Origin of the sequence: Kitasatospora sp. NPDC059146, assembly GCF_042786665.1 — a bacterium.
In the GTDB taxonomy this organism is placed as follows: Bacteria; Actinomycetota; Actinomycetes; order Streptomycetales; family Streptomycetaceae; genus Kitasatospora.
The window spans coordinates 1-19,293 of the sequence record NZ_JBHZCY010000003.1 but is presented as its reverse complement, the minus strand read 5'-3'; the positions used below and the strand labels follow the sequence as shown (position 1 = coordinate 19,293).

Sequence of the window (19,293 nt, the reverse complement as noted above, 5' to 3'; positions counted from 1 at the left end):
GGTCGGCACCGCCGCCGACCGGGACGCTTCCGCCCTCGCAGAAGTCCTTCTGCACATCCACCACGATCAGCGCGCGCGTCATCGAACGGCCCTTCCTCACCAGGTTCTTACGCATCCGCGGCCCAGCTTGGCGGGTCGACGGCCGTGGACGAAGCAACCGGGCGGCCGTTCACTCGAACGGGTTCCACCGGTTCCCGGCAGGGGTACGGCGGGGCGCGGCGGGCGGCCGCCGCCGTCGAAAGGGCGTCGAACCCGCGTCGAACAGGCCATTGAGAGCCGGTCGGCGCCGCACCTACACTCGCGGCCGTCCGTGACCCCGCGTCCCGGATTCCGCTCCGTGTTCCGCTCCGCATTCCGCTCCGTGCCCGGGGTGCTCGATCCGCCCCGGGTCGATCGCCGATGTCCCCCAACCCACCCTCGTGGAGGACTACTTGAAGGCTCGAACGATACGCCGCATGCTCCTGGCCGGGGTGAGCAGCCTGGCCCTCGCGGCCTCCGGCGCGCTCGCCGCCCCGGTGGTCGGCAGCGCCGTGCCCGGCGGCGCCGCGGCCGCCGGCTACCCGACGGTGCACCCCACGGTGGCCGACTACGCCCAGGTGTCGGCGGGCACCACTCCCCCCACCCCGACGCAGTGCGCGAGTGCGGGCCGCCGCTGCTTCGACCCCCAGGCGATCAGGGCCGCCTACCACCTGGGCCCGCTGTACGCGGGCGGCTTCGACGGCCGCGGCCAGACGATCGCGATCCTCGACTCGTACGGCAGCGACACCATGGCGCACGACCTGCACGTCTTCGACCAGGCCTTCGGCGTCACCGCGATGTGCGGCGAGGAGGCGGTGACCTGCCGGCCCGGGATGCCGTCCTTCGGCGAGCTGCACGTCCAGGGCGATCCGGGCACCAACGCCCCGCCGCCCACCAGCCACGGCACCGGCCAGGAGAGCAAGGCCGCGTGGGCGCTGGAGGTCGCGCTCGACGTGGAGACCGCGCACGCGATGGCGCCCGGTGCGAACATCCTGCTGGTCAGCACGCCGACCGCGGAGACGCTCGGCGTCCAGGGCCTGCCGACGCTGATGAACGCCGAGCAGTACGTGGTCGACCACCACCTGGCGAACGTCATCTCGCAGTCCTTCGCCTCCGCCGAGGGCGCCTTCGGCAGCGCCCAGTCCATCGAACCGCTGCGGCACGCCTTCAAGTCCGCGGCCCTGAACGGGGTCACGGTGCTCGGCTCCTCCGGCGACAGCGGCACGGCCGGCTCGGAGAAGACCCCGGTGAAGTCGGGCGGCTCGACCCTGCCGTACCCGTCCGTGGAGTGGCCCGCCTCGGACCCGCTGGTGACCGGCGTGGGCGGCACCTACCTGTGCACCGACCCCGGCGCGACCGGCGCCCGGACCGTGGACAGCACCGACAACCCGGCCACCTGCCAGAGCAACTCCGGCTCCGCCGAGGTGGGTTGGACCAACTCCGGCGGCGGGTTCAGCCGGGTCTTCGACCGGCCCGACTACCAGTCGGCGCTGCCGGCCGGCTCCACCGCGATCGGCGCCAAGCGCGGCGTGCCGGACGTCTCCCTCCAGGCCGCCTCCAGCACCGGCGCGCTGGTCTACCTGTCGCTGCCGCCGGACGGCTCCTCCGGCCTCAAGTGCGGTGCCACGCCGTGCAGCACGGGCTGGTACGACATCGGCGGCACCTCGCTGTCCTGCCCGCAGTGGGCCGGCCTGGTCTCGATCGCGGACCAGATCAACGGCGGCGGCCTGGGCCAGATCAACCCGGCCCTGTACAAGCTGGGCGCCGACCCGGCGAAGTACGCGACCGACTTCAACGACGTGACGCTCGGGAACAACACCACCGACCCGACCGTCCCGGGCTACCCGGCCGGTACGGGCTGGGACCCGGTCACCGGCCTCGGCACGCCCGACGCGGCGAACCTTCTGCCGGACCTGGTCAGCGCCGTCCGGGCGGGCTGACCGCAGCCCGGCGCTCCGCCCCGTCGAGCTCTGCGGCTCGACGGGGCGGAGCCGTGTGCGGCGCCGGCCCGGCCGGCCGCCGGCTCGGCCAGTTCGGCTGGGTCACGGATCCGGAGGGGAACCGCATCGAGCTCTGGCAGCCCGCCTGAGCGCGGTCGAAGGGCCCGTCTTCAAGCTCCCGCACGGGAAGTCGGCCGGGCCGACTTCCCGTGCAGCGCGATCAGAACAGCGCGTCGGCGGACCCGCACTTGAGGGTGCCGCTGGCCGTGGCATCGATGCCGCCCGGCATCTGGTGCACCGCCATGCCGGAGAACGTGATGGCGTCCTCCGTGCGGCCGGCCCCCGCACCGACCGGGACCTTTCCGGCCCACGCCGCCACCTTCGGGTCCTCGGGCTCGCCGACGGTCAGCAACAGGCTCATCTGGCCCTGGCCGTCGAAGCCCATGACCAGGGCGGCCTTCTTGGTGGACTTGCCCGTCGCGCTCAGGGTCAGCGGGCCGGACGGGGACTTCTTGCCGACGCAGCCCGCCGTGTCGAAGGTGAACGTGCCGCCCTCGCTGCCGGTGATGGTGACGGTGTTCGCGCCCCCGGAGCCCGCCGCACCACCTGCCGAACCGCCCGCCGCATCGGCCGTCTTCGAGGGAACGGCCGGGGTCGGCGCGTCGGCCGGTGCGGAGGTGGCGGCGCTCGACGTGACGGCGGTCGGCACGGCGGCGGTCGGTGCGGCGGAACTTGGCGCGGCGGTGTTCGAGGAGGACGACGAGCCCGAGGAACCACAGGCCGAGAGCAGGAGGACGGAGGCGCCGAGGACCACGGCGGGGACCACACGAGTCATTCGCATCATGGGCACAACGTAGAGCTCCTGTGTGACAGAACATCAGCGAATCCTCGACGGATCCGTACCAGAGCGGTCCGGCTTCCCCCGCGCGGCCCCCGTACGCCCCACCCGCACCGCAGTTGGTCAGCGGGGGGACCGGATGCCGTCGATGATGCGGGTCCAGTTGTCCGCGCCGTGGCCGTCCTCGATCGCGCGGCGGTAGTGGGCCTGAACAGCCAATGGGAGGGCGGGGTCGAGGCCGAGCGAGGTGCTGGTCTCGACGATGTGGTCGGCGGTCGCGCCCATCATGGTGACCGTGCTGAGGTGGCCCGGGTGCTCCCCCGCGTCGAGCGCGGTGCCGGGGGCGGCCTCGCCGGCCCGCAGGATGGCGCCGATCGTGTCGGCGGAGGAGAGCAGGTCCGGCAGGGCCTCCGCGGCCTTCATCCCCGCGGTGCCCAGCATCGCGGTGGCCTGCATCAGGGCGGACAGGGTGGTGAGGAAGACGGCGAGTTGGGCCTGGTACATCATCTGGGCGAGGCCCGCGTCCTCGCCCAGGTACCTCGGCGTGCCGAGCAGGGCCAGCGCGGCCCGGTGGCGCTCCATCACCTGCCCGGGACCGCTGTAGTAGACGTGGGACGCCGCCGTGCCGACCATCGGCGCGGGGACCATGACGCCCCCGGTGAGGAACTCGGCGCCGTGGCCCGCCGCCCAGGCGGCCGCCTCGCGGGTGCGGTCGGGGGTGTCGGAGCTCAGGTTGACCAGGGTCCGCCCGGCGAGCGCCGTGGTGGCACCGTCGAGGATGTCGTACATGGCCCGGTAGTCGGTGAGGCTGAGGATCACGAGGTCGCTCGCCCCGACCGCCTCGCCGGGCGTCGCCGCGAGCGTCGCCCCGGCCGCGACGACGCCGTCGGCCCGAGCGGCGGTGCGGTTCCAGACGGTGACCGGGTGGCCGGCGGCGAGGAGGGAGCGGGTCATCGCCTGCCCCATCGGGCCGAGCCCGATCACGGTGACGGCGCTGTGCTGACCGTTGGTGTGGTTCTGTCGTTCGTTCACCCCTCCATCCTCGGAGAGGGCAACTATCCTCGGAAGTACCCACTATTTTCTGCGGTACTTACCTTTTCGTAAGGGGGATCGGTGATGGCCAAAGCACCGAGGAACGGGCCCTACATCTGCGGGATCGACGCCGCGCTCGACGTGGTGAGCGGCAAGTGGAAGGGGCTGATCCTGTGGGAGCTCACCACCCACGGCGTGCGCCGCTTCGCCGAACTCCGGCGCGCCCTGCCGGGCGTGAGCGAGAAGATGCTGACGCAGCACCTGCGGGAGATGGAACAGGACGGCCTGGTCCACCGGGAGGTCTTCGCCGAGGTGCCGCCGCGGGTGGAGTACACGCTGACCGAGGACGGGCGCACGCTCAACGAGGCGCTCCGGCCCCTCGGTGCCTGGGGAGCCGGGCGGGTCCGGCGCGAGGGGCTCGACCTCGTCGCGGTGGCCGAGGCCTCCCTCGGGTAGGGCGTGGGCCGGGTGGGTCGTGGGGGGGACCCACCCGGCCCGCGCGGGCGCGTCACGGCTCGGGGCCGTCGGGATCCTGCGTCAGCAGGTGAACCTCGGCGACTGCACCGAGCCCTGGCGGACGTCGTTGTTGGTGATCCAGGTGTCGATCACCAAGGTCCCGCCGAGTGCGCAGTAGAGGTCGTGCCCGTTCCACTGCTGCGAGACGTTGTTGGACAGGTCGCTGTCGACGGTGTAGAGGACGCTCGGGTTGAAGTCGCTGATGGAGCCGTCCGCGTTGACGCGGGCGACCGCCTGCCAGATGCGCACCTGGGTGTCCGGCGTCCCGTAGGCGGTCACCGACGAGGCCACGCTGCTCTGGAGGTTGTTGGGCCGCGCACACGGCAGCAGCGAGACGCCGTGGCCCACGTACACCGAGTTCGGTTTGATGTCGAGGCCCCCGCGGCAGCCACCGCCCCCGATCTGCTGTGCCGAGGCGCTGCTGGTGGAGCCGATGACCAGGCCGAGGGTGGCCGCCGCCGCGAGGGCGAGGCTGGCGAGCTTGCGCATGGGTTTCTTTCCTCCGGTGTCGGATTGGCCGTGCACCGCCACCTTCGCCGTCGGGGCTCCTCCGGCGACAGCTCTTCGCCGCTGGGCCTCATAGTTGAGAACTCACCCACGGCGGCCCGGCCGCGTGGCACCATCGGCTGTGCTCGAAATCGGCTTCCGGCCGGCCGATCTGGCCCGCGTCCGGTTCGCGGTCTCTCCGCTGGATCACGTGCTGGGCGGCGTCGCCGGCCCGCAGCACCACTGCGCCCGCGACTCGGTGAACCGGGACCGGTGGTGGCGCCGGGTGAAGGGCCACGTCCCGCAGCAGGCCGCGGCGTTCATCGATCTGGTCAACGCGAGCCCGCTCGGCGTACCGATGTTCCTGACCCCCGACAGCACGGCCGCGCGGGCGACCATCGGCGACGAACTCGACGCCCTGCTCGCCCTCCCCGAGGCCGAGGTCCACCGGGAGATGCAGGACTACGGCACCGGGCCGGACCTCCCCCGCGTCATCGCCGAGTTGCGGGACGGCGGCACCCGCCGGCTGCGCCGGATCACCGACGCCGCCTGGGCGCTGTTCCGCACCTGCCTCGCCCCGGACTGGCCCGACATCCAGCGCGCCCTGCGGGCGGACGTCGAACAGCGCTCACGCGCCGTCGCCGAGACCGGGCTCGGCCCGATGCTGGCGCAGCTCCACCCGGACCTGTCCTGGCACGACGAGGGCACCCTCCGGTACGCCAGTCCGGAGTGGCGGCTCGCGTACGACCTCGGCGGGCGCGGGCTGGAGTTGCGGCCCAACCTGTTCCTCTCCGGCCTCACCGCGCCCCTGGGCGCCCACCGGTCGCCGGCCCTGCTGTACCCCGGCCGCGACCACCCGGCCCGCCACGCGGACGGACTGGCCCGCCTCCTCGGCACCGCCCGCACCCGGGCCCTCCGGGCGATCGCCCAGGGCGCCTGCACCACCAACCAGTTGGCCGAGGACCTCGGCGTGTCCGCACCGACCGCCTCCGCCCACGCCACCGTGCTGCGCGACGCCGGGGTGATCACCACCGAGCGCCGGGGCCGCGAAGTCCGGCACAGCCTCACCGCCCTCGGCCGCGACCTCCTCCTCGGCTGAGTACCGGCCGTCGGTGCACGGCTTCGCGGCGGCCGGAGCCGGCACGGCGTTCAGAGCATCGCGGGGCCCAGGGTGTCGCACTTGAGGCTGCCGCTGGCCTTCGCCTCGGCAGCGTCCGGCGTCCTGGAGACCGGCAGGTCGGTGAAGGTCACAACGTCCCTGGTCCGGCCTGCCTTCTCACCGACCTCGGCCTTTCCTCCCCAGGTGACCGTGGACGGGGCGAGGACCTTGTCCATGGCCACCGTCAGGATCATCTCCCCCTTGCCGTCGAAGACGGCCGTCAGCATGGCCTTCCCGTCGGGCCCGCCCGTCGCCATCAGCAGGAGGTTCCCGGACGGGGACTCCTTGCCGAGGCAGGCACCCCCCGTGAACTCGTACGTACCACCGCTGCTGCCGCTGATGACGACGGTGTTGGTCGGCCCCGGGCCGGCGGTGCTCGGGACTGTAGTGCTCGGGGCGGTGCCGTCCGGCGCGGCGGCCTTCGCGGACGGCTGCGTGGACGGCGCCGGGTCCGCGGCCCCGCAGGCCGCGAGCAGGAGCGCGGAGACGCCGGCGACCACCACGGGATGCACACGAGTCGTTCGAATCATGGTCAGAAGGTAACGCCCTCGGATGACGATGCGTCATCGGATGCCCAACAGGTCCGCTGCGGTCCGCAGTCAGCGGCACCGGGCACCGGGTCAGCGGCCGACCTCGCGCAGGCGGAAGTCCTCGACCGTCTCACGGCGGATGAGCAGCCGGGCGCGGCCGTCCTTGACGGCGGCCACGGCGGGGCGGCCGACCAGGTTGTAGCCGGAGGCCATCGACAGCTGGTAGGCGCCGGCCGCGGGGACGGCGAGCAGGTCGCCGGGGCGCAGGTCGGCGGGCAGGACGGCGTCGTGGACCAGGACGTCCCCCGCCTCGCAGTGGCGGCCGACGACGTCCACCCGGGCCGCGCCGGCGTCGGAGCGGCGGCCCACCAGCCGGACGCTGTACGGGGATCCGTACAGGGCCGGGCGCGGGTTGTCGCTCATGCCGCCGTCGACGGCGACGAAGGTGCGGCCGTCCGCCGTGTGCTTGACGGAGAGCACCCGGTAGACGGCCACCGCCGCCGGTCCGGCGATGGCGCGGCCCGGCTCGACGATCAGTCGGGGCACCTCCAGCCGGGCCTCGGCGCAGCGGACCGCGAGCCGGTCGGTGACCCGGACGGCGAACTCGGCGAGGTCGAACTCGGCGTCCCCGGGCAGGTACTTGATGCCGTGGCCGCCGCCGAGGTCCAGTTCGGCCAGTTCGACGCCGTGCCGGTCCCGCACCGCGGCGAGCAGCCGCACCAGGGCGTCGACGGCCTGGAGGAAGGGTTCGAGCTCGGTGATCTGCGAGCCCAGGTGGCAGTGCAGTCCGGCCAGTTCGAGTCCGGGCTGGTCGAGCACCCGGGCGATGGCGTCGGCCGCGTCGCCGCCCTCGATCGGGAAGCCGAACTTCTGGCCGCCGACGCCGGTGCGTACGGCCGCGTGGTGGCCGGCCGCGATCCCGGGGACGACCCGGACCAGCACCTTCTGCGGGGTGTCGGCGGCGACCAGCGCGGCCAGCCGGGCGATCTCCGCCGGGCCGTCGATGACGATCCGCCCGACCCGCAGCCGCCGGGCCAGCCGCAGTTCCTCCGGGGACTTGGCGTTGCCGTGCAGCAGGATGCGCTGGGCCGGGAAGCCGGCCGAGACGGCCAGCCACAGTTCGCCGGAGGAGCAGACGTCCAGGCCGAGGCCCTCCTCGGCGGCCCAGTCGGCCATGGCGCTGCACAGGAAGGCCTTGGCCGCGTACAGCACCTCGGCGTGCGGAAGTGCCCGCCGGTAGGCCCGGGCGCGGCTGCGCACCTCGCCCTCGTCCAGGACGTACAGCGGGGTGCCGAACCGTTCGGCCGCCTCCGCCAGTCCGACGCCGCCGACCAGGACCTCACCGCCCGGGCCGGGCCGCGCGGAGGCGGGCCACGGGCCGCCGAGGGTGTCGGCGGGGGCGGGGGTCGGAACGGGCGGGGCGATCAGCTGGGTCATGGCGGCTACTCCTACGGGTGGTGGGGAAGGGCGGCTCGGTCAGTCCTCGTAGTGCATGGCGAAGCGGCAGTGCGCCGGGCGGGTGCGCGCCTGGTCGACGGTGCTCGGCGCGGGTGAGGGCGGCTCGGGCCGGTCCTGGCGGTCGGCGGCGGGCACCAGGCGGATGGTGCGCCCCAGCGGCCGGTCGACGTCGATGAGGGCGGTGGCGGTGGTCACGGCGGGCTCCTGGGATCTGCGGCAGGGGCCGTCGTCCGGCGGCCCGCATCCAGTGGAGACCCTCCGGGCACCGTTCGCACCCGGCCTTGACGCACGGCCTACGCATCGGGGGCGTACCTTGACGACTTCCTGACATGCCCGGGATTCCAGCGTTCCGAACGACTGTTCGTGCAGGTCAGGGGCCGGGCGCCGGCAATGTCAGGGAAGCGTCAAGGATGGCCGTTTCCTCGCCAAGCCCGCGTCAAGGCCGGCATGGCCCGGCGGACTCCGATGGTGGGCTGTGGCCCGTCCCCGTCGCCCCGAGCACGCCGCCCCGCAGCTTCGGGGCGCCCCGGAAGGTCCCCCGAGACGATGCGCCGTTCGGCCCTCACCCCACCGGACACCACCCCCGGCACAGGCCCGGGCACCACGCCCGGCACCACCCCCGGCCCCGGCCCGCAGAACTGGTTCCGCCGCCCGGAGCCCGCCGCGCCGGAGCCCCCGCACCCGCACCCGAGCCACCGCCCGTCGACCGCCAAGGGCCGACGGCAGCTGATCACCCGGCACCAGTTGGCCGAGGCACTGCCCGCCGCGGTACGCAAGCTCCACCCGCGCACGATGCTGCGCAACCCGGTGATGCTCGTGGTCGAGACCGGCTCGGCGCTCACCACCATCAGCGCCGTCGTCCACCCGAGCGTCTTCGCCTGGGCGATCTCCTTCTGGCTCTGGCTGACCGTGCTGTTCGCCAACCTCGCCGAGGCCGTGGCCGAGAGCCGGGGCAAGGCGCAGGCCGCCTACCTGCGCCGCGCCCAGGCGGCCACCACCGCCCGGCGGCTGCTGCACTGGCGGGTCGGCACCCGCGACTACCGACACGAGGTCGTCCCCGCCGAGGAGTTGACGCTGCACGACATCGTGCTGGTGCCGGCCGGGGAGGTGATCCCGCAGGACGGCGAGGTGGTCGAGGGCGTCGCGACGGTGGACGAGTCCGCCATCACCGGCGAGTCCGCGCCCGTCATCCGCGAGTCCGGCGGCGACCGCACGGCCGTCACCGGCGGGACGAAGGTGCTCTCCGACCACCTGGTGGTCCGGGTCACCTCGCGCCCCGGGCAGAGCTTCGTGGACCGGATGATCGCCCTGGTCGAGGGCGCGAACCGGCAGAAGACGCCGAACGAGATCGCCCTCAACATCCTGCTGGCCTCGCTCACCATCGTCTTCGTGCTGTCCGTGGTCTCGCTCCAGCCGATGGCCATCTACGCCCACGCCCCGCAGACCACCGTCGTCCTGGTGGCGCTGATGGTCGCGCTGATCCCGACCACCATCGGCGCCCTGCTGTCCGCGATCGGCATCGCCGGGATGGACCGGCTCGTCCAGCGCAACGTGATCGCCCTGTCCGGACGGGCCGTCGAGGCCGCGGGCGACGTGGACGTGCTGCTGCTCGACAAGACCGGCACCATCACCCACGGCAACCGCCGGGCCGTGGCCCTGCACCCGCTGCCCGGCGCGACCACCGAACAGCTCGCCGAGGCGGCCCAGTTGGCGTCCGTCGCGGACGAGACCCCGGAGGGCCGCTCCCTGGTCGAACTGACGAACCGTCAGTACTGGGTGCCGCCGCGGACCCCCGGTGAACTGGGCGAGCAGCGACCCGTCCCGTTCACCGCGCACAGCCGGATGAGCGGCGTCGACCTCAGCTGGCCGGACGGCACCGGCTGCCTGATCCGCAAGGGCGCGGCCGCGGCCGTCGCCCGCTGGGTGGTGGACTCCGGCGGACGGATGCCGATGGAGGCGAAGCCCCTGGTCGACCGGATCGCCGCGGCCGGCGGCACCCCGCTGCTGGTCGCCGTGCACGACCGGCACGGCGCCCGGGCGCTCGGTGTGGTCGAGCTCAAGGACGTGATCAAGGAGGGCATCGCCGAACGCTTCGCCGAACTGCGCCGGATGGGCATCCGCACCGTCATGGTCACCGGCGACAACCCGCTGACCGCCCGGGCGATCGCCGAGGAGGCCGGGGTGGACGACTTCCTCGCCGAGGCCACCCCCGAGGACAAGCTCGCCCACCTCCGGCGCGAACAGGCCGCCGGGAACATGGTCGCGATGACCGGCGACGGCACCAACGACGCCCCCGCCCTCGCCCAGGCCGACGTCGGCGTCGCGATGAACTCCGGCACCCCGGCCGCCAAGGAGGCCGGCAACATGGTCGACCTCGACTCCAACCCGGCGAAGCTCATCGACATCGTCCGGGTCGGCAAGCAACTCCTCATCACCCGGGGCGCGTTGACCACCTTCTCGATCACCAACGACGTGGCCAAGTTCTTCGCGATCATCCCCGCGATGTTCGCCCACGCCTACCCCGGGCTGCACCACCTCAACATCATGGGCCTGCACAGCCCGCAGTCCGCGATCGCCTCCGCGATCATCTTCAACGCACTGATCATCGTCGCCCTGATCCCGCTCGCCCTGCGCGGCGTGCGCTACCAGCCCGCCTCCGCGACCGACCTGCTCCGGCGCAACCTGCGGGTGTACGGGCTGGGCGGGCTGGTGCTGCCGTTCCTCGGCATCAAGGCGATCGACCTGCTGATCGAGTTCGTCCCGGGCCTGGGCTGAGCCCCGCGGCCGCCAGGAGGCCGCCTGTCAGGAGGCCGTCAAGATGCGTGCGACCGGCGTCATGACGGTGTCAGCGCCGGTACGGAGGGCACGGTTCCGGGGTTCACTGGAGGTATCCGAAGCAAGGAGCACCTCACCGGCAGAACCCGACCGGAGTGCGCGACCGGAGAGACGGAGGCGAACGGCCATGACCGGGACCACGACCGACACCACGACCGGCACCACCCGAGTGATCGTCGGCCTGAGCGGGTCGCTGAGCAGTCTGGCCGCCCTCTACCACGCCGTCGGCGAGGCGGCCCGGCAGGAGGCCGTGCTGGTGCCGGTCGCCGCCTGGACGGTCGGCGACCGGGACGGGCTGCGACCGCTGTCCGAACTGGAGCACGCCGCCCGCCGCCGACTGGACGTCGCCTTCGAACAGGCCTACGGCGGCTACCCGTCCGGCCTGGTGATCCACCCGGTGGTGGTGAACGCCGAACCGGGGCCCGCCCTGGCCGCCGCCGTCACCGGACCGGACGACCTGCTCGTCCTCGGCGCCGCCACCCGGCGCCGCTTCGACCTGCTGCGCGGCACCTCCGTCGCCCGGTACTGCCAGCACCGGGCGGGCTGCCGGGTGATCGAGGTCTCGCCGTCGGCGCTGCTGACCCGGCTGGAGCTGACCGCCCGCACCGGGGCACCGCTGCCGCTGCTGGCACGGTAGCGGCAGCGGGCCCGGCCGGGGCCGAAGACCCCGGCCGGGCCCCCGTCACTCGGCGTCGTGGCTCCCCCGCCGCTCGGCCAGGGCCTGCCAGACCTGGTCGCGCAGGAACGGCGGGTCGGTGAAGCGGATGCCGGTGGCGTCGCGCAGCGCGTTGGCGAAGGCCGGGGCCACGGGGTTGAACGGGCTCTCGCTCATCGACTTGGCGCCGAGCGGGCCGATCGCGTCCGAGGTGGTGCTGAAGTGCACCTCGGTGCGCGGCACGTCGGCGTACGCCGGGAGCCGGTAGCGGCGGAAGGCCGCGGTGGTGACCTCGCCGTGCTCGTCCAGCAGCACCCGTTCGAACAGGGTCGCGCCGAGCGCCTGGGCGACCCCGCCCTCGACCTGGCCGCGGCACTGCATCGGGTTCATCACCCGCCCGGCGTCGGCCCCGTGCACGCTGCGCAGGATCCGGATCTCCCCGGTGTCCGGGTCGACGGCGATCCGGAACCACTGCGAGTTGAAGGCGATCGAGCGCGGCGAGCCGCCGAAGTGGCCGTCGGCGGCGAGCTCGACGCCCTTGCCGCGGGCGGCCTCGAAGACCTCCTTGAGGGTGATCGTCCGCCCGTCGCACTCGACCGCGTCGGCACCGAGCCGCAGCAGGCTGCGCGGGGTGCGGGCGTACTCGGCGGTGAAGGTCAGGAGGAGCTCGGCGAGCGCGTTGGCGGCCTTCATCACCGCCCTGCCCGCGACGACCGTACCGGCCGAGCCGAAGGCGCCGGTGTCGTGCCGGACGACGTCGGTGTCGGACTGCCGCACGGTGATCCGGTCCACGGTGGTGCCCAGGGCCCCGGCGGCGATCTGCCGGTGGACGGTGGTGGTGCCGTTGCCGAACTCGGCGGTGCCCACCGCGATGTCGTACCCGCCGTCCTCCAGCAGCCGCACGGTGGCGTCGGCGATGTGCCCGCCGGGCGGGCCGCAGGCGATGGCCGCCATCGCGAAGCCCTGGCCCACCAGCCAGCCCTCGGGGGCGAGTTCGGCGCTGGTGTCGTTCGCGAGGGCCTCCCGGACGACGCCGAGGCACTGGTCGAGGCCGTAGCTGGCGATGTGGAGGTCCTCCTCCTCGCCGAGCGGGCCCTCCATGTGCTCGCCCGGGCCGATGATGTTCTTCTCCCGCAGGACGAGCGGGTCGACGCCGAGCCGCCGGGCGAGCTCGTCCATCGCGGACTCCACGGCGAAGGTGACCTGCCCGAGGCCGTAGCCGCGGAAGGCCCCGGCCGGCACGCCGTTGGTGTAGACGGAGTACGCCTCCACCTTCTTGTTCGGCGCCCGGTAGACGCCCATCGACTCACCGACGCTGTGGAACATCACCGCCGGCCCGTGGTTGCCGTACGCGCCGGTGTTGGACACCACCCGGAAGCGGATCGCCGTCAGGGTGCCGTCCCGCTTGGCGCCGAGCTTGACGGTGACCAGGAACGGGTGCCGGGTGGTGGCGCCGTGGAACTGCTCGGCGCGGGTGAACTCCAGCTTCACCGGCCGGTGCAGCCGCATCGCCGCGAGCACCGCGATGTCCTCGGTGAGCATCTCCTGCTTGCCGCCGAAGCCCCCGCCGACCCGGCCGGCCACCACCCGGACCTTCTCCGTCGGCAGGTCGAACAGGGCGCACAGGGCGCGCCGGGTGAGGAAGGGCACCTGGGTGGAGGAACGGACCACGATCCGCTCCTCCCCCGTCTCCCCGGCCTCCCCGGCCTCCCTTGCCTCCGCGGCCTCCCCGACCGGCTCGAAGGTCACGACGCAGCCGTGGGTCTCCAGGCTGGCGTGCTGGACCCGCTGGGTCCGGAAGGTCTCCTCGTACACCGCGTCCGCCTCGGCGAACCCCTGCTCCACACTGCCGAGTTCACCGTGCGCCTCGCCGCAGACGTTGTCCTCCGGGCGGGCGATCCGGGACTCCGGCCCCTTGGGGTGCAGCACCGGCGCGCCGGGCGCCATCGCCTCCTCCGGGTCGAGCACGTACGGGAGTTGCCGGTACTCGACGACGATCCGGCGGCAGCCCTCCTCGGCGGCCGCCTCGCTGTCCGCGACCACGGCGGCGACCCGCTGGCCGACGAAGCGCACCACGTCGTCCAGCAGCCGGGTGTCGTCCGGGTCCTCGGTGGGGTGCTCGTGCCGGGCCGAGGAGTAGAGCCGCTCGGGCGCGTCGTGGTGGGTGAGGACGAGGTGCACGCCGGGGACGCGCAGGGCGGCCGCCGTGTCGATGGAGAGGATCCGGGCGTGCGGGTGCGGCGAGCGCAGCAGCTTCATGTGCAGCAGGCCGGGCACGTCGACGTCGAAGGTGTAGCGGGCGGTGCCGGTGACCACCTGCGGCCCGGCCGGGGCGCCGAGGTTGCGGCCGACGGCGTGGCCGGGGTCGGGCTCCTCGGTGTGGCGGACGCCGTTGATCGCGTCCTCGATCGCCCGGTAGCCCGTGCAGCGGCACAGGTTGCCCTTCAACGAGCGCGGCAGGTCGGTGAGTTGTTCCTCGTCCAGGGCGCTGGTGGTCATCAGGAAGCCGGCCGTGCAGAAGCCGCACTGGAAGCCCTGGGCGTCCAGGAAGCGCTGCTGCATCGGGTGCAGCTCGCCGTCCGGGCCGGCCAGGCCCTCCACGGTGGTGACGGACCGGCCGGCGGCCCGGGCCGCCGGGTAGAGGCAGCTGTGCACCGGGTTGCCGTCGACCTGCACGGTGCAGGCGCCGCAGTCGCCCGCGTCGCAGCCCTTCTTCACCCCGAACCAGCCGCGCTCGCGCAGGTAGGTGCGCAGGCACTGGCCGGGGCGCGGCTCGGCCCCGGTGGGGCGGCCGTTGACGTGCATCGCGAAGCTCATCGCGCTGCCTCCTCGGTGGGGGTGTGAGGGCTCAGCTCCCGGCGGATCTGCTCGGCGAAGCGGAAGGTCAGGTGCCGGCGCCAGGCGGGCAGCCCGTGGATGTCGTCGAAGTAGTCCTCCGGCCCGATGCCGTCCCGGATCGCCTCCTCGACGGCCGCCGCGTTGGGGGCGGGCGGGAACCAGAAGCGGAACGGGCGGACGGTGGAGGCGGTGACGGTGAGGGTCAGCGAGCCGTCCACCGGGTCCAGGGCGCCGACCAGCAGCGCGGCGGAGCGGCCCAGCCCGTACAGCGAGGCCTGGCGGAAGGCCGTGCGGCTCGCCAGCGCGCGGGCCGGCAGAGTGATGGAGCGCAGCAGTTCGCCGGGCCGCAGGTCCTTGCGGCCGGCGCCGGTGACGAACTCCGCCACCGGGACCTTCCGGTACTCGCCGGAGGGGGTGCGCAGCAGGCAGACGCCGTCCAGCGCGGCGGTGAGCGAGATCATCGGGCCGGCGGGCAGGCCGTTGCAGAGGTTGCCGCCGACGGTGGCCATGTTCCAGATCTTCCAGGAGGCCAGGAAGGCCCGGCAGCACTGCTCGACCAGCGGTGCGGCCGTCCAGTCGGCCTCCTGGCGGCCGTACCGGGAGAGCTGGGCGACGGTGCAGGTCGCGGCGATCTCCAGGCCGCCGTCCGGGGTCCGGGTGAGCGGCCGCCAGCCCATCCGGCCGAGGTCGATCAGGCGGCGGATGTGCGGCTGCGGCTCGGAGAACAGGTACGTCCCGCCGCCGAGCCAGGCGTCGCCGGACCGCCAGGGGCCGCCGAGGCGGGCGTCCCGCAGTTCGGCCACCGTGTTCAGATCCATGTCGCCCCTCCGTCCCCGGCCTGTTCCGTTCGTTCGGTAGGGCGATTGAAGCGGTCGGCGGGCGGGCGTCACGAGTGGTCCCGGACACCATTCGGACCGGTCCGCCGCTGGTCGATCCTCCAGGCCGGGCGCGGCCCGTCCGGCCGGGGCCCGGAGGGGAGTCGGCCGCTCCGCATGCCAACTTCGACAAGCCTGTCGAAGTTGGCATGGCCGGGCTATGCTGTCGACAGGTCCGAAGGTGGACTCCTGTACCCGTCGACGTCCGCACCGCCCCGGTGCGCCCGACCGGAAGGAGGCGAGACACACGGACCGCACCCCGACGGGCCCCCACCCGCGCGGCACCCGCGCCCGGGCCCACTCCCAGCCCCGTACCCGCGGGTCCGCTCCCGGCAGAACTCCCTTCCGAGGATGAGACGCTGACGCACCGTCAACTCCGTGCGCGGCCCTTCACCACCTCGCCGTCCGGGCGTACCCCGGACCGCCCGCCGCCGTTGTACGGAAGGTGATCCGCCGCGCCCGCCCCCGCCCTCCGCACCCCCCGCCGAGGAAGAGGTACCCCATGACGACGTCCAGGCTCCTCCCGCACCCCCGCGAGGCGGCCGTCCTGGCCGCCGTCCTCGGGCTGCTCGTCCTGGAGGAGATCGCCCTCGGCCTCGCCGAGGAGGAGGACCGCCCCGTCATCGGCGCCGTCCTGATCGGCGCCTCCTGTTCCGGCCTGCTGGTCGTCGGCGCGGTCCTGTTCAGCCGCTGGCTCGAAGCCCGCCGCCCGCTCCCGCTCCCCCCGCCCGGCCCGAACGGGCGCGAGTACAGCGCCTGGGCGCTCGAAGGCTTCCCGATGGAGGCCGTGCGCCCGCTGCTGCTCGCCGAACACGCCCCGCAGCTCGGCCAGTTGTACTCCGCCTGGATGCTCGCCCGGGCCGGCCGCACCGCCCCCTGGATCGCCCGCCGACTGGGACTGCCGGTCGAGGCCGTCCAGTTGCTGGTCGACGCCGCCCGCAGCCACACCGCTTCGCCGCCGCTGCCGGGGGCGTGAGGGCCGGCGGCAGCGGCGGCGGGTGCCTGAAACAGCGAACGAAGCCCCGGCACCGCAACACGCGGTACCGGGGCGGACGTTCGGGCGCGGGATCAGTTCGGGCGCGGGATCAGCTCTCCCGGCCCGAGGCGTCGTCGATCAGGAACGCGGTGGTCGGGCTCGTCCCGGACTCGTGGGAGACCAGCTTGAGGCCGATGGTGGTCCCCCAGCCGACCTGGCCGATCACCGAGGAGAGGTCCACCGACTGGTACTGGTAGCCGTTGGTCGGGTTCCGGCTGCTCCAGGTCTTCACCGTGCCGAGCGGCTGGCCGGTGTACTGGTCGACCGCCACCAGCGACAGGGTGTCGGGCGCCGTGGCGGAGGTGTTGCTCGTCTCCACGTCCAGCCAGAAGGAGAAGCTCGCCTGCCCGTAGCCCGGGTAGGTGTTCAGGTAGGTGGTGATCGAGTCGTCCGTCCCGGTGTTCTGGCCCAGCCAGGCGTACCAGGAGCCGGAGTGCGGCGCGTGCAGGCTGGACGGGGTGACGATGTTGTACCCCGACGGGCTCCAGGCGTCCGTCATCACGGTGTGGTCGACGTCCGCCGAGCCGTTCTCGAACCCGGCGTCGGTGAGCTGCTCGATCGATCCGCAGCCGGACCCGCCGGCGGCGCTGACGTTCTCCCAGAACCCGGTGGACGCCGCCTTGCCCGCCGCGTCCGTCGCCGTCACGTTGATCCGCTGGTAGCCGCTGGTCGCGGCGGCGGTGCCGGAGATCACCCCGCTGTGCGGGTCGATGGCCAGCCCCTGGGGGAGCCCGGTGGCGCTGTAGGTGAGGGCCGAGCCGGTGCCGGAGACGCCCACCGCCGGGATGGACAGCGGGCGGCCGGCCGGGTCCGTACGGTCGCACATGGTGCTCACCGAGACCGGCGGGGAGGCCACGATCGGGTCCGAGGCCGCGCACAGGTGGTCGGCGTTGGACCACAGCGTCTGCAGCGGGAAGCTGCCCGTCGCCAGGTCCTCGAAGAACAGCCCGCCGTTGGCGCCCTTCGGGATCCAGGCGCACTTGTCACCGATCTCCTGACCGGTGGCGTCCGTCCAGCCGCCCGGGGTGTTCGGGTCGCTCACCGTCTCCGCGTACTCGTGGCCGCCGATGATCCCGTAGCCGTCCAGCCGCCCCCGCGGGGTGTTCTCGCCGAACCAGTTGGTGCCGCAGCCGGCCACGTCCGTCAGGTACGGCATGTTGGTGTAGGCGAGCTGGCCGTACGGGGAACGCTGGAAGTCGTGCCAGGCGCAGTAGCCCAGCTCCTTCCACTTGTCCGGGTCGGTGCCCTGCGGCGAGTCGATGACGTACTGCACGTTGCGGTTCTGCGCCTCGGTCAGGTTGCCGAAGTGCTTGGCCGCGGCCAGCGCCTCCGCCCCGAGCTGCGGCTCGGTCGCCGCCTGCGGCGCGGGCGCGGCGTTGTCCACCCAGACGCCCGCCAGCACGCTGCCCTGCTGCGGGTACGGGATGTGGGCGGAGCCGGCCGGGCACTGCACGGAGCCCGCGGCGACGCCCTCGCAGTACTGGGTCAGCACGGCGCTCCAGCCGTCGCCCTGGCTGCCCAGGCCCTTGAAGAAGTCCTGCTGGTACGGCGCGGCCTGGTCCGGGTCGCCGGTCGCCACGGTGTCACCGGCCGCGTTCGTCGACGGGGTGCCCCACTGGGAACCCCACAGGACCAGGTACACCTTGGGCGCGCCGATCACCACACCGGTCGACTCCTGGCCGCCCTTGTAGGTGACCTGGAGGTCGTACTCGTTGGCGACGTTGCCGTCGCCGTCCTTGCCGCCGGTGCCCGGGTCGGCGCCGTCCACCAGCTGCGGCGCCTTCGTCGTGGTGCCCACCGGGCCGGCCTTCGCGGCCCCGACCCGGCGCGGGCCGGACTTCTTCGGGGCGGCCTGCTCCGCCTTCGGGGTGCCGGGCCGGGCCTCGACGGTGGCGGCCCGCGGCGCGTGGGAGTCGGCCATCGCGGACAGCGGACTGCTGAGCGCGGCACCGGCCAGGGCGGCGGCGAGGGCCACCAGGGCGGTCCGCGGGGCGCGCACCGGGCGGCGGGCGCCACTGGGCGTGCGGGATCGGAATCTGAACACGGGTCGGGTTCCGTCTCTCGTGACGTGGGGGGAGGGCGGGACGCACACGCGGTCCGGGCGGACGGGGAAGGGGCCTCACTCCGGGCCGAGCGCTGTGCAATGCGCCATATGATATTTCACTGATGGTCGCGCACAAGGCCTCCCACCCGGCGCCCGACAGCGGCACCCCCGGGGCCCGACGCGCCCGCACCGCACCCCACCAGGGCCGATCACCCCGCCACGGCGGCGCGGGCAACTCCCCCGGTGGGCCCGGATTTTAACTGCCCCTTACCAGGCCCCACCAGGGCCTTGGCATTCCTCAGACCGGACGCCCCGCGTGCGCCTGGGTCACCAGGAACGGCACCAACCCACGCTCCGTCAGCGCCGCCCGCCACGCGTCCCGCGCCACCACCAGCTCCCCGGCCCCGCCCACGGCCTCCCCGCTCCCCGCCGACCGCGACGCCGCCCCCAACAACCCCAGACCGCCCACCAGCAGACACACCGCCCCGATCCCCCCGGCCACCCAGCCGGCCCCCACCAGCGCCCGCCCCAACGCCTCGGCGTCGTCCGACAGCCCCAGCACGTAGCCGAGCACCAGCAACACCCCGGCGGCGACGACGGCGATGATCGGCACGATCACCCCCAGCACCCCCCACCACCCGGAAGCCCGCCCCCGCCCCGGCACGTCCACCGGCAGCCGCGCCACGGCGTCGGCATCCGCCCGCAACGCCGCGTACCGCTCGTACTCCGGCGCGGCGGCGGCCAGCACGTACTCCGCGTTCTCCCGCGCCACCCGCCGCAACCGGTCCACCTCACCCCCCACCCCCTGCAACGCCGCCCGCACCTGAGGCGCCGCCAACGCCCTGCCCAACTCCGTCTCGAAGTCGGCCCGATCCTGCTGCGGCAGCCGAAGCGGCCTGTCCATGCCGTGCCCCTCTCACGTAGTTCTACAGAACTGTAGAACACGGGGGCGCGCAGCAGCAGTCCTGTTCAGGGCCGGATTCGGCCGCTACGACGACTCGGCCATCGGCCCCCGGGCCCGGCGCCCTGACAC

General features: G+C 73.7%; 16 protein-coding genes and 1 pseudogene. 6 read left to right on the top strand and 11 right to left on the bottom strand.

The window, feature by feature from the left end:
• Positions 1-82, bottom strand: a pseudogene (locus ACFXPX_RS01715) (nicotinamidase); the annotation flags it as partial.
• Between the two features lie 373 nt (positions 83-455).
• On the opposite strand from ACFXPX_RS01715, the gene ACFXPX_RS01710 reads away from it, so the two are divergent.
• Positions 456-1,958, top strand: coding sequence for a protease (locus ACFXPX_RS01710; RefSeq protein ID WP_380639163.1), 1,503 nt, complete (start codon positions 456-458; stop codon positions 1,956-1,958).
• A 220-nt stretch (positions 1,959-2,178) separates the two neighbouring features.
• Here ACFXPX_RS01710 and ACFXPX_RS01705 read toward each other — a convergent pair whose 3' ends face one another.
• Entirely contained in the window at positions 2,179-2,802 is a 624-nt protein-coding gene (locus ACFXPX_RS01705; RefSeq protein WP_380639161.1) for a hypothetical protein, read from the bottom strand.
• A gap of 117 nt (positions 2,803-2,919) precedes the next feature.
• Positions 2,920-3,828, bottom strand: coding sequence for an NAD(P)-dependent oxidoreductase (locus ACFXPX_RS01700; protein ID WP_380639159.1), 909 nt, complete (start codon positions 3,826-3,828; stop codon positions 2,920-2,922).
• Positions 3,829-3,912: 84 nt separating this feature from the next.
• On the opposite strand from ACFXPX_RS01700, the gene ACFXPX_RS01695 reads away from it, so the two are divergent.
• Positions 3,913-4,284 (top strand): winged helix-turn-helix transcriptional regulator, encoded by a 372-nt coding sequence (locus ACFXPX_RS01695; protein ID WP_380639156.1) that lies wholly within the window; start codon positions 3,913-3,915, stop codon positions 4,282-4,284.
• An 81-nt stretch (positions 4,285-4,365) separates the two neighbouring features.
• Here the strand turns inward: ACFXPX_RS01695 and ACFXPX_RS01690 are convergent, their stop codons facing one another.
• Positions 4,366-4,833, bottom strand: coding sequence for a hypothetical protein (locus tag ACFXPX_RS01690; RefSeq protein ID WP_380521561.1), 468 nt, complete (start codon positions 4,831-4,833; stop codon positions 4,366-4,368).
• 139 nt (positions 4,834-4,972) lie between these two features.
• On the opposite strand from ACFXPX_RS01690, the gene ACFXPX_RS01685 reads away from it, so the two are divergent.
• The gene (locus tag ACFXPX_RS01685; RefSeq protein WP_380639154.1) at positions 4,973-5,929 is read left to right on the top strand and encodes an ArsR/SmtB family transcription factor; all 957 of its coding nucleotides are present in this window, start codon (positions 4,973-4,975) and stop codon (positions 5,927-5,929) included.
• Positions 5,930-5,979: 50 nt separating this feature from the next.
• Here the strand turns inward: ACFXPX_RS01685 and ACFXPX_RS01680 are convergent, their stop codons facing one another.
• From ACFXPX_RS01680 to ACFXPX_RS01670, 3 genes are all read right to left on the bottom strand, one after another.
• Positions 5,980-6,519 (bottom strand): hypothetical protein, encoded by a 540-nt coding sequence (locus ACFXPX_RS01680; protein ID WP_380639152.1) that lies wholly within the window; start codon positions 6,517-6,519, stop codon positions 5,980-5,982.
• Between the two features lie 90 nt (positions 6,520-6,609).
• Complete coding sequence (gene lysA, locus ACFXPX_RS01675; RefSeq protein ID WP_380406259.1) at positions 6,610-7,956, bottom strand: diaminopimelate decarboxylase; 1,347 nt, start codon at positions 7,954-7,956, stop codon at positions 6,610-6,612.
• A gap of 39 nt (positions 7,957-7,995) precedes the next feature.
• Entirely contained in the window at positions 7,996-8,172 is a 177-nt protein-coding gene (locus ACFXPX_RS01670) for a hypothetical protein (protein WP_375883689.1), read from the bottom strand.
• 351 nt (positions 8,173-8,523) lie between these two features.
• On the opposite strand from ACFXPX_RS01670, the gene kdpB reads away from it, so the two are divergent.
• On the top strand, positions 8,524-10,752 hold the full coding sequence (gene kdpB, locus ACFXPX_RS01665) for a potassium-transporting ATPase subunit KdpB (RefSeq protein WP_380639150.1): 2,229 nt from the start codon (positions 8,524-8,526) through the stop codon (positions 10,750-10,752).
• A gap of 187 nt (positions 10,753-10,939) precedes the next feature.
• Positions 10,940-11,449, top strand: coding sequence for a universal stress protein (locus ACFXPX_RS01660; RefSeq protein WP_380639148.1), 510 nt, complete (start codon positions 10,940-10,942; stop codon positions 11,447-11,449).
• Between the two features lie 45 nt (positions 11,450-11,494).
• Here the strand turns inward: ACFXPX_RS01660 and ACFXPX_RS01655 are convergent, their stop codons facing one another.
• Together ACFXPX_RS01655 and ACFXPX_RS01650 are read right to left on the bottom strand one after the other, a co-directional pair.
• Positions 11,495-14,284, bottom strand: coding sequence for a molybdopterin-dependent oxidoreductase (locus tag ACFXPX_RS01655; RefSeq protein ID WP_380639145.1), 2,790 nt, complete (start codon positions 14,282-14,284; stop codon positions 11,495-11,497).
• A complete protein-coding gene (locus ACFXPX_RS01650) occupies positions 14,281-15,123 on the bottom strand; it encodes an FAD binding domain-containing protein (protein WP_380639143.1) in 843 nt (280 codons plus the stop codon). The genes ACFXPX_RS01655 and ACFXPX_RS01650 overlap by 4 nt, the downstream gene beginning before the upstream one ends.
• 559 nt (positions 15,124-15,682) lie before the next feature.
• On the opposite strand from ACFXPX_RS01650, the gene ACFXPX_RS01645 reads away from it, so the two are divergent.
• A complete protein-coding gene (locus tag ACFXPX_RS01645; RefSeq protein WP_380521572.1) occupies positions 15,683-16,156 on the top strand; it encodes a hypothetical protein in 474 nt (157 codons plus the stop codon).
• A 109-nt stretch (positions 16,157-16,265) separates the two neighbouring features.
• Here the strand turns inward: ACFXPX_RS01645 and ACFXPX_RS01640 are convergent, their stop codons facing one another.
• Together ACFXPX_RS01640 and ACFXPX_RS01635 are read right to left on the bottom strand one after the other, a co-directional pair.
• Complete coding sequence (locus ACFXPX_RS01640) at positions 16,266-18,260, bottom strand: Ig domain-containing protein (RefSeq protein ID WP_380639141.1); 1,995 nt, start codon at positions 18,258-18,260, stop codon at positions 16,266-16,268.
• Positions 18,261-18,558: 298 nt separating this feature from the next.
• Complete coding sequence (locus tag ACFXPX_RS01635; RefSeq protein ID WP_375883673.1) at positions 18,559-19,164, bottom strand: hypothetical protein; 606 nt, start codon at positions 19,162-19,164, stop codon at positions 18,559-18,561.
• Between the last annotated feature and the right edge of the window lie 129 nt (positions 19,165-19,293).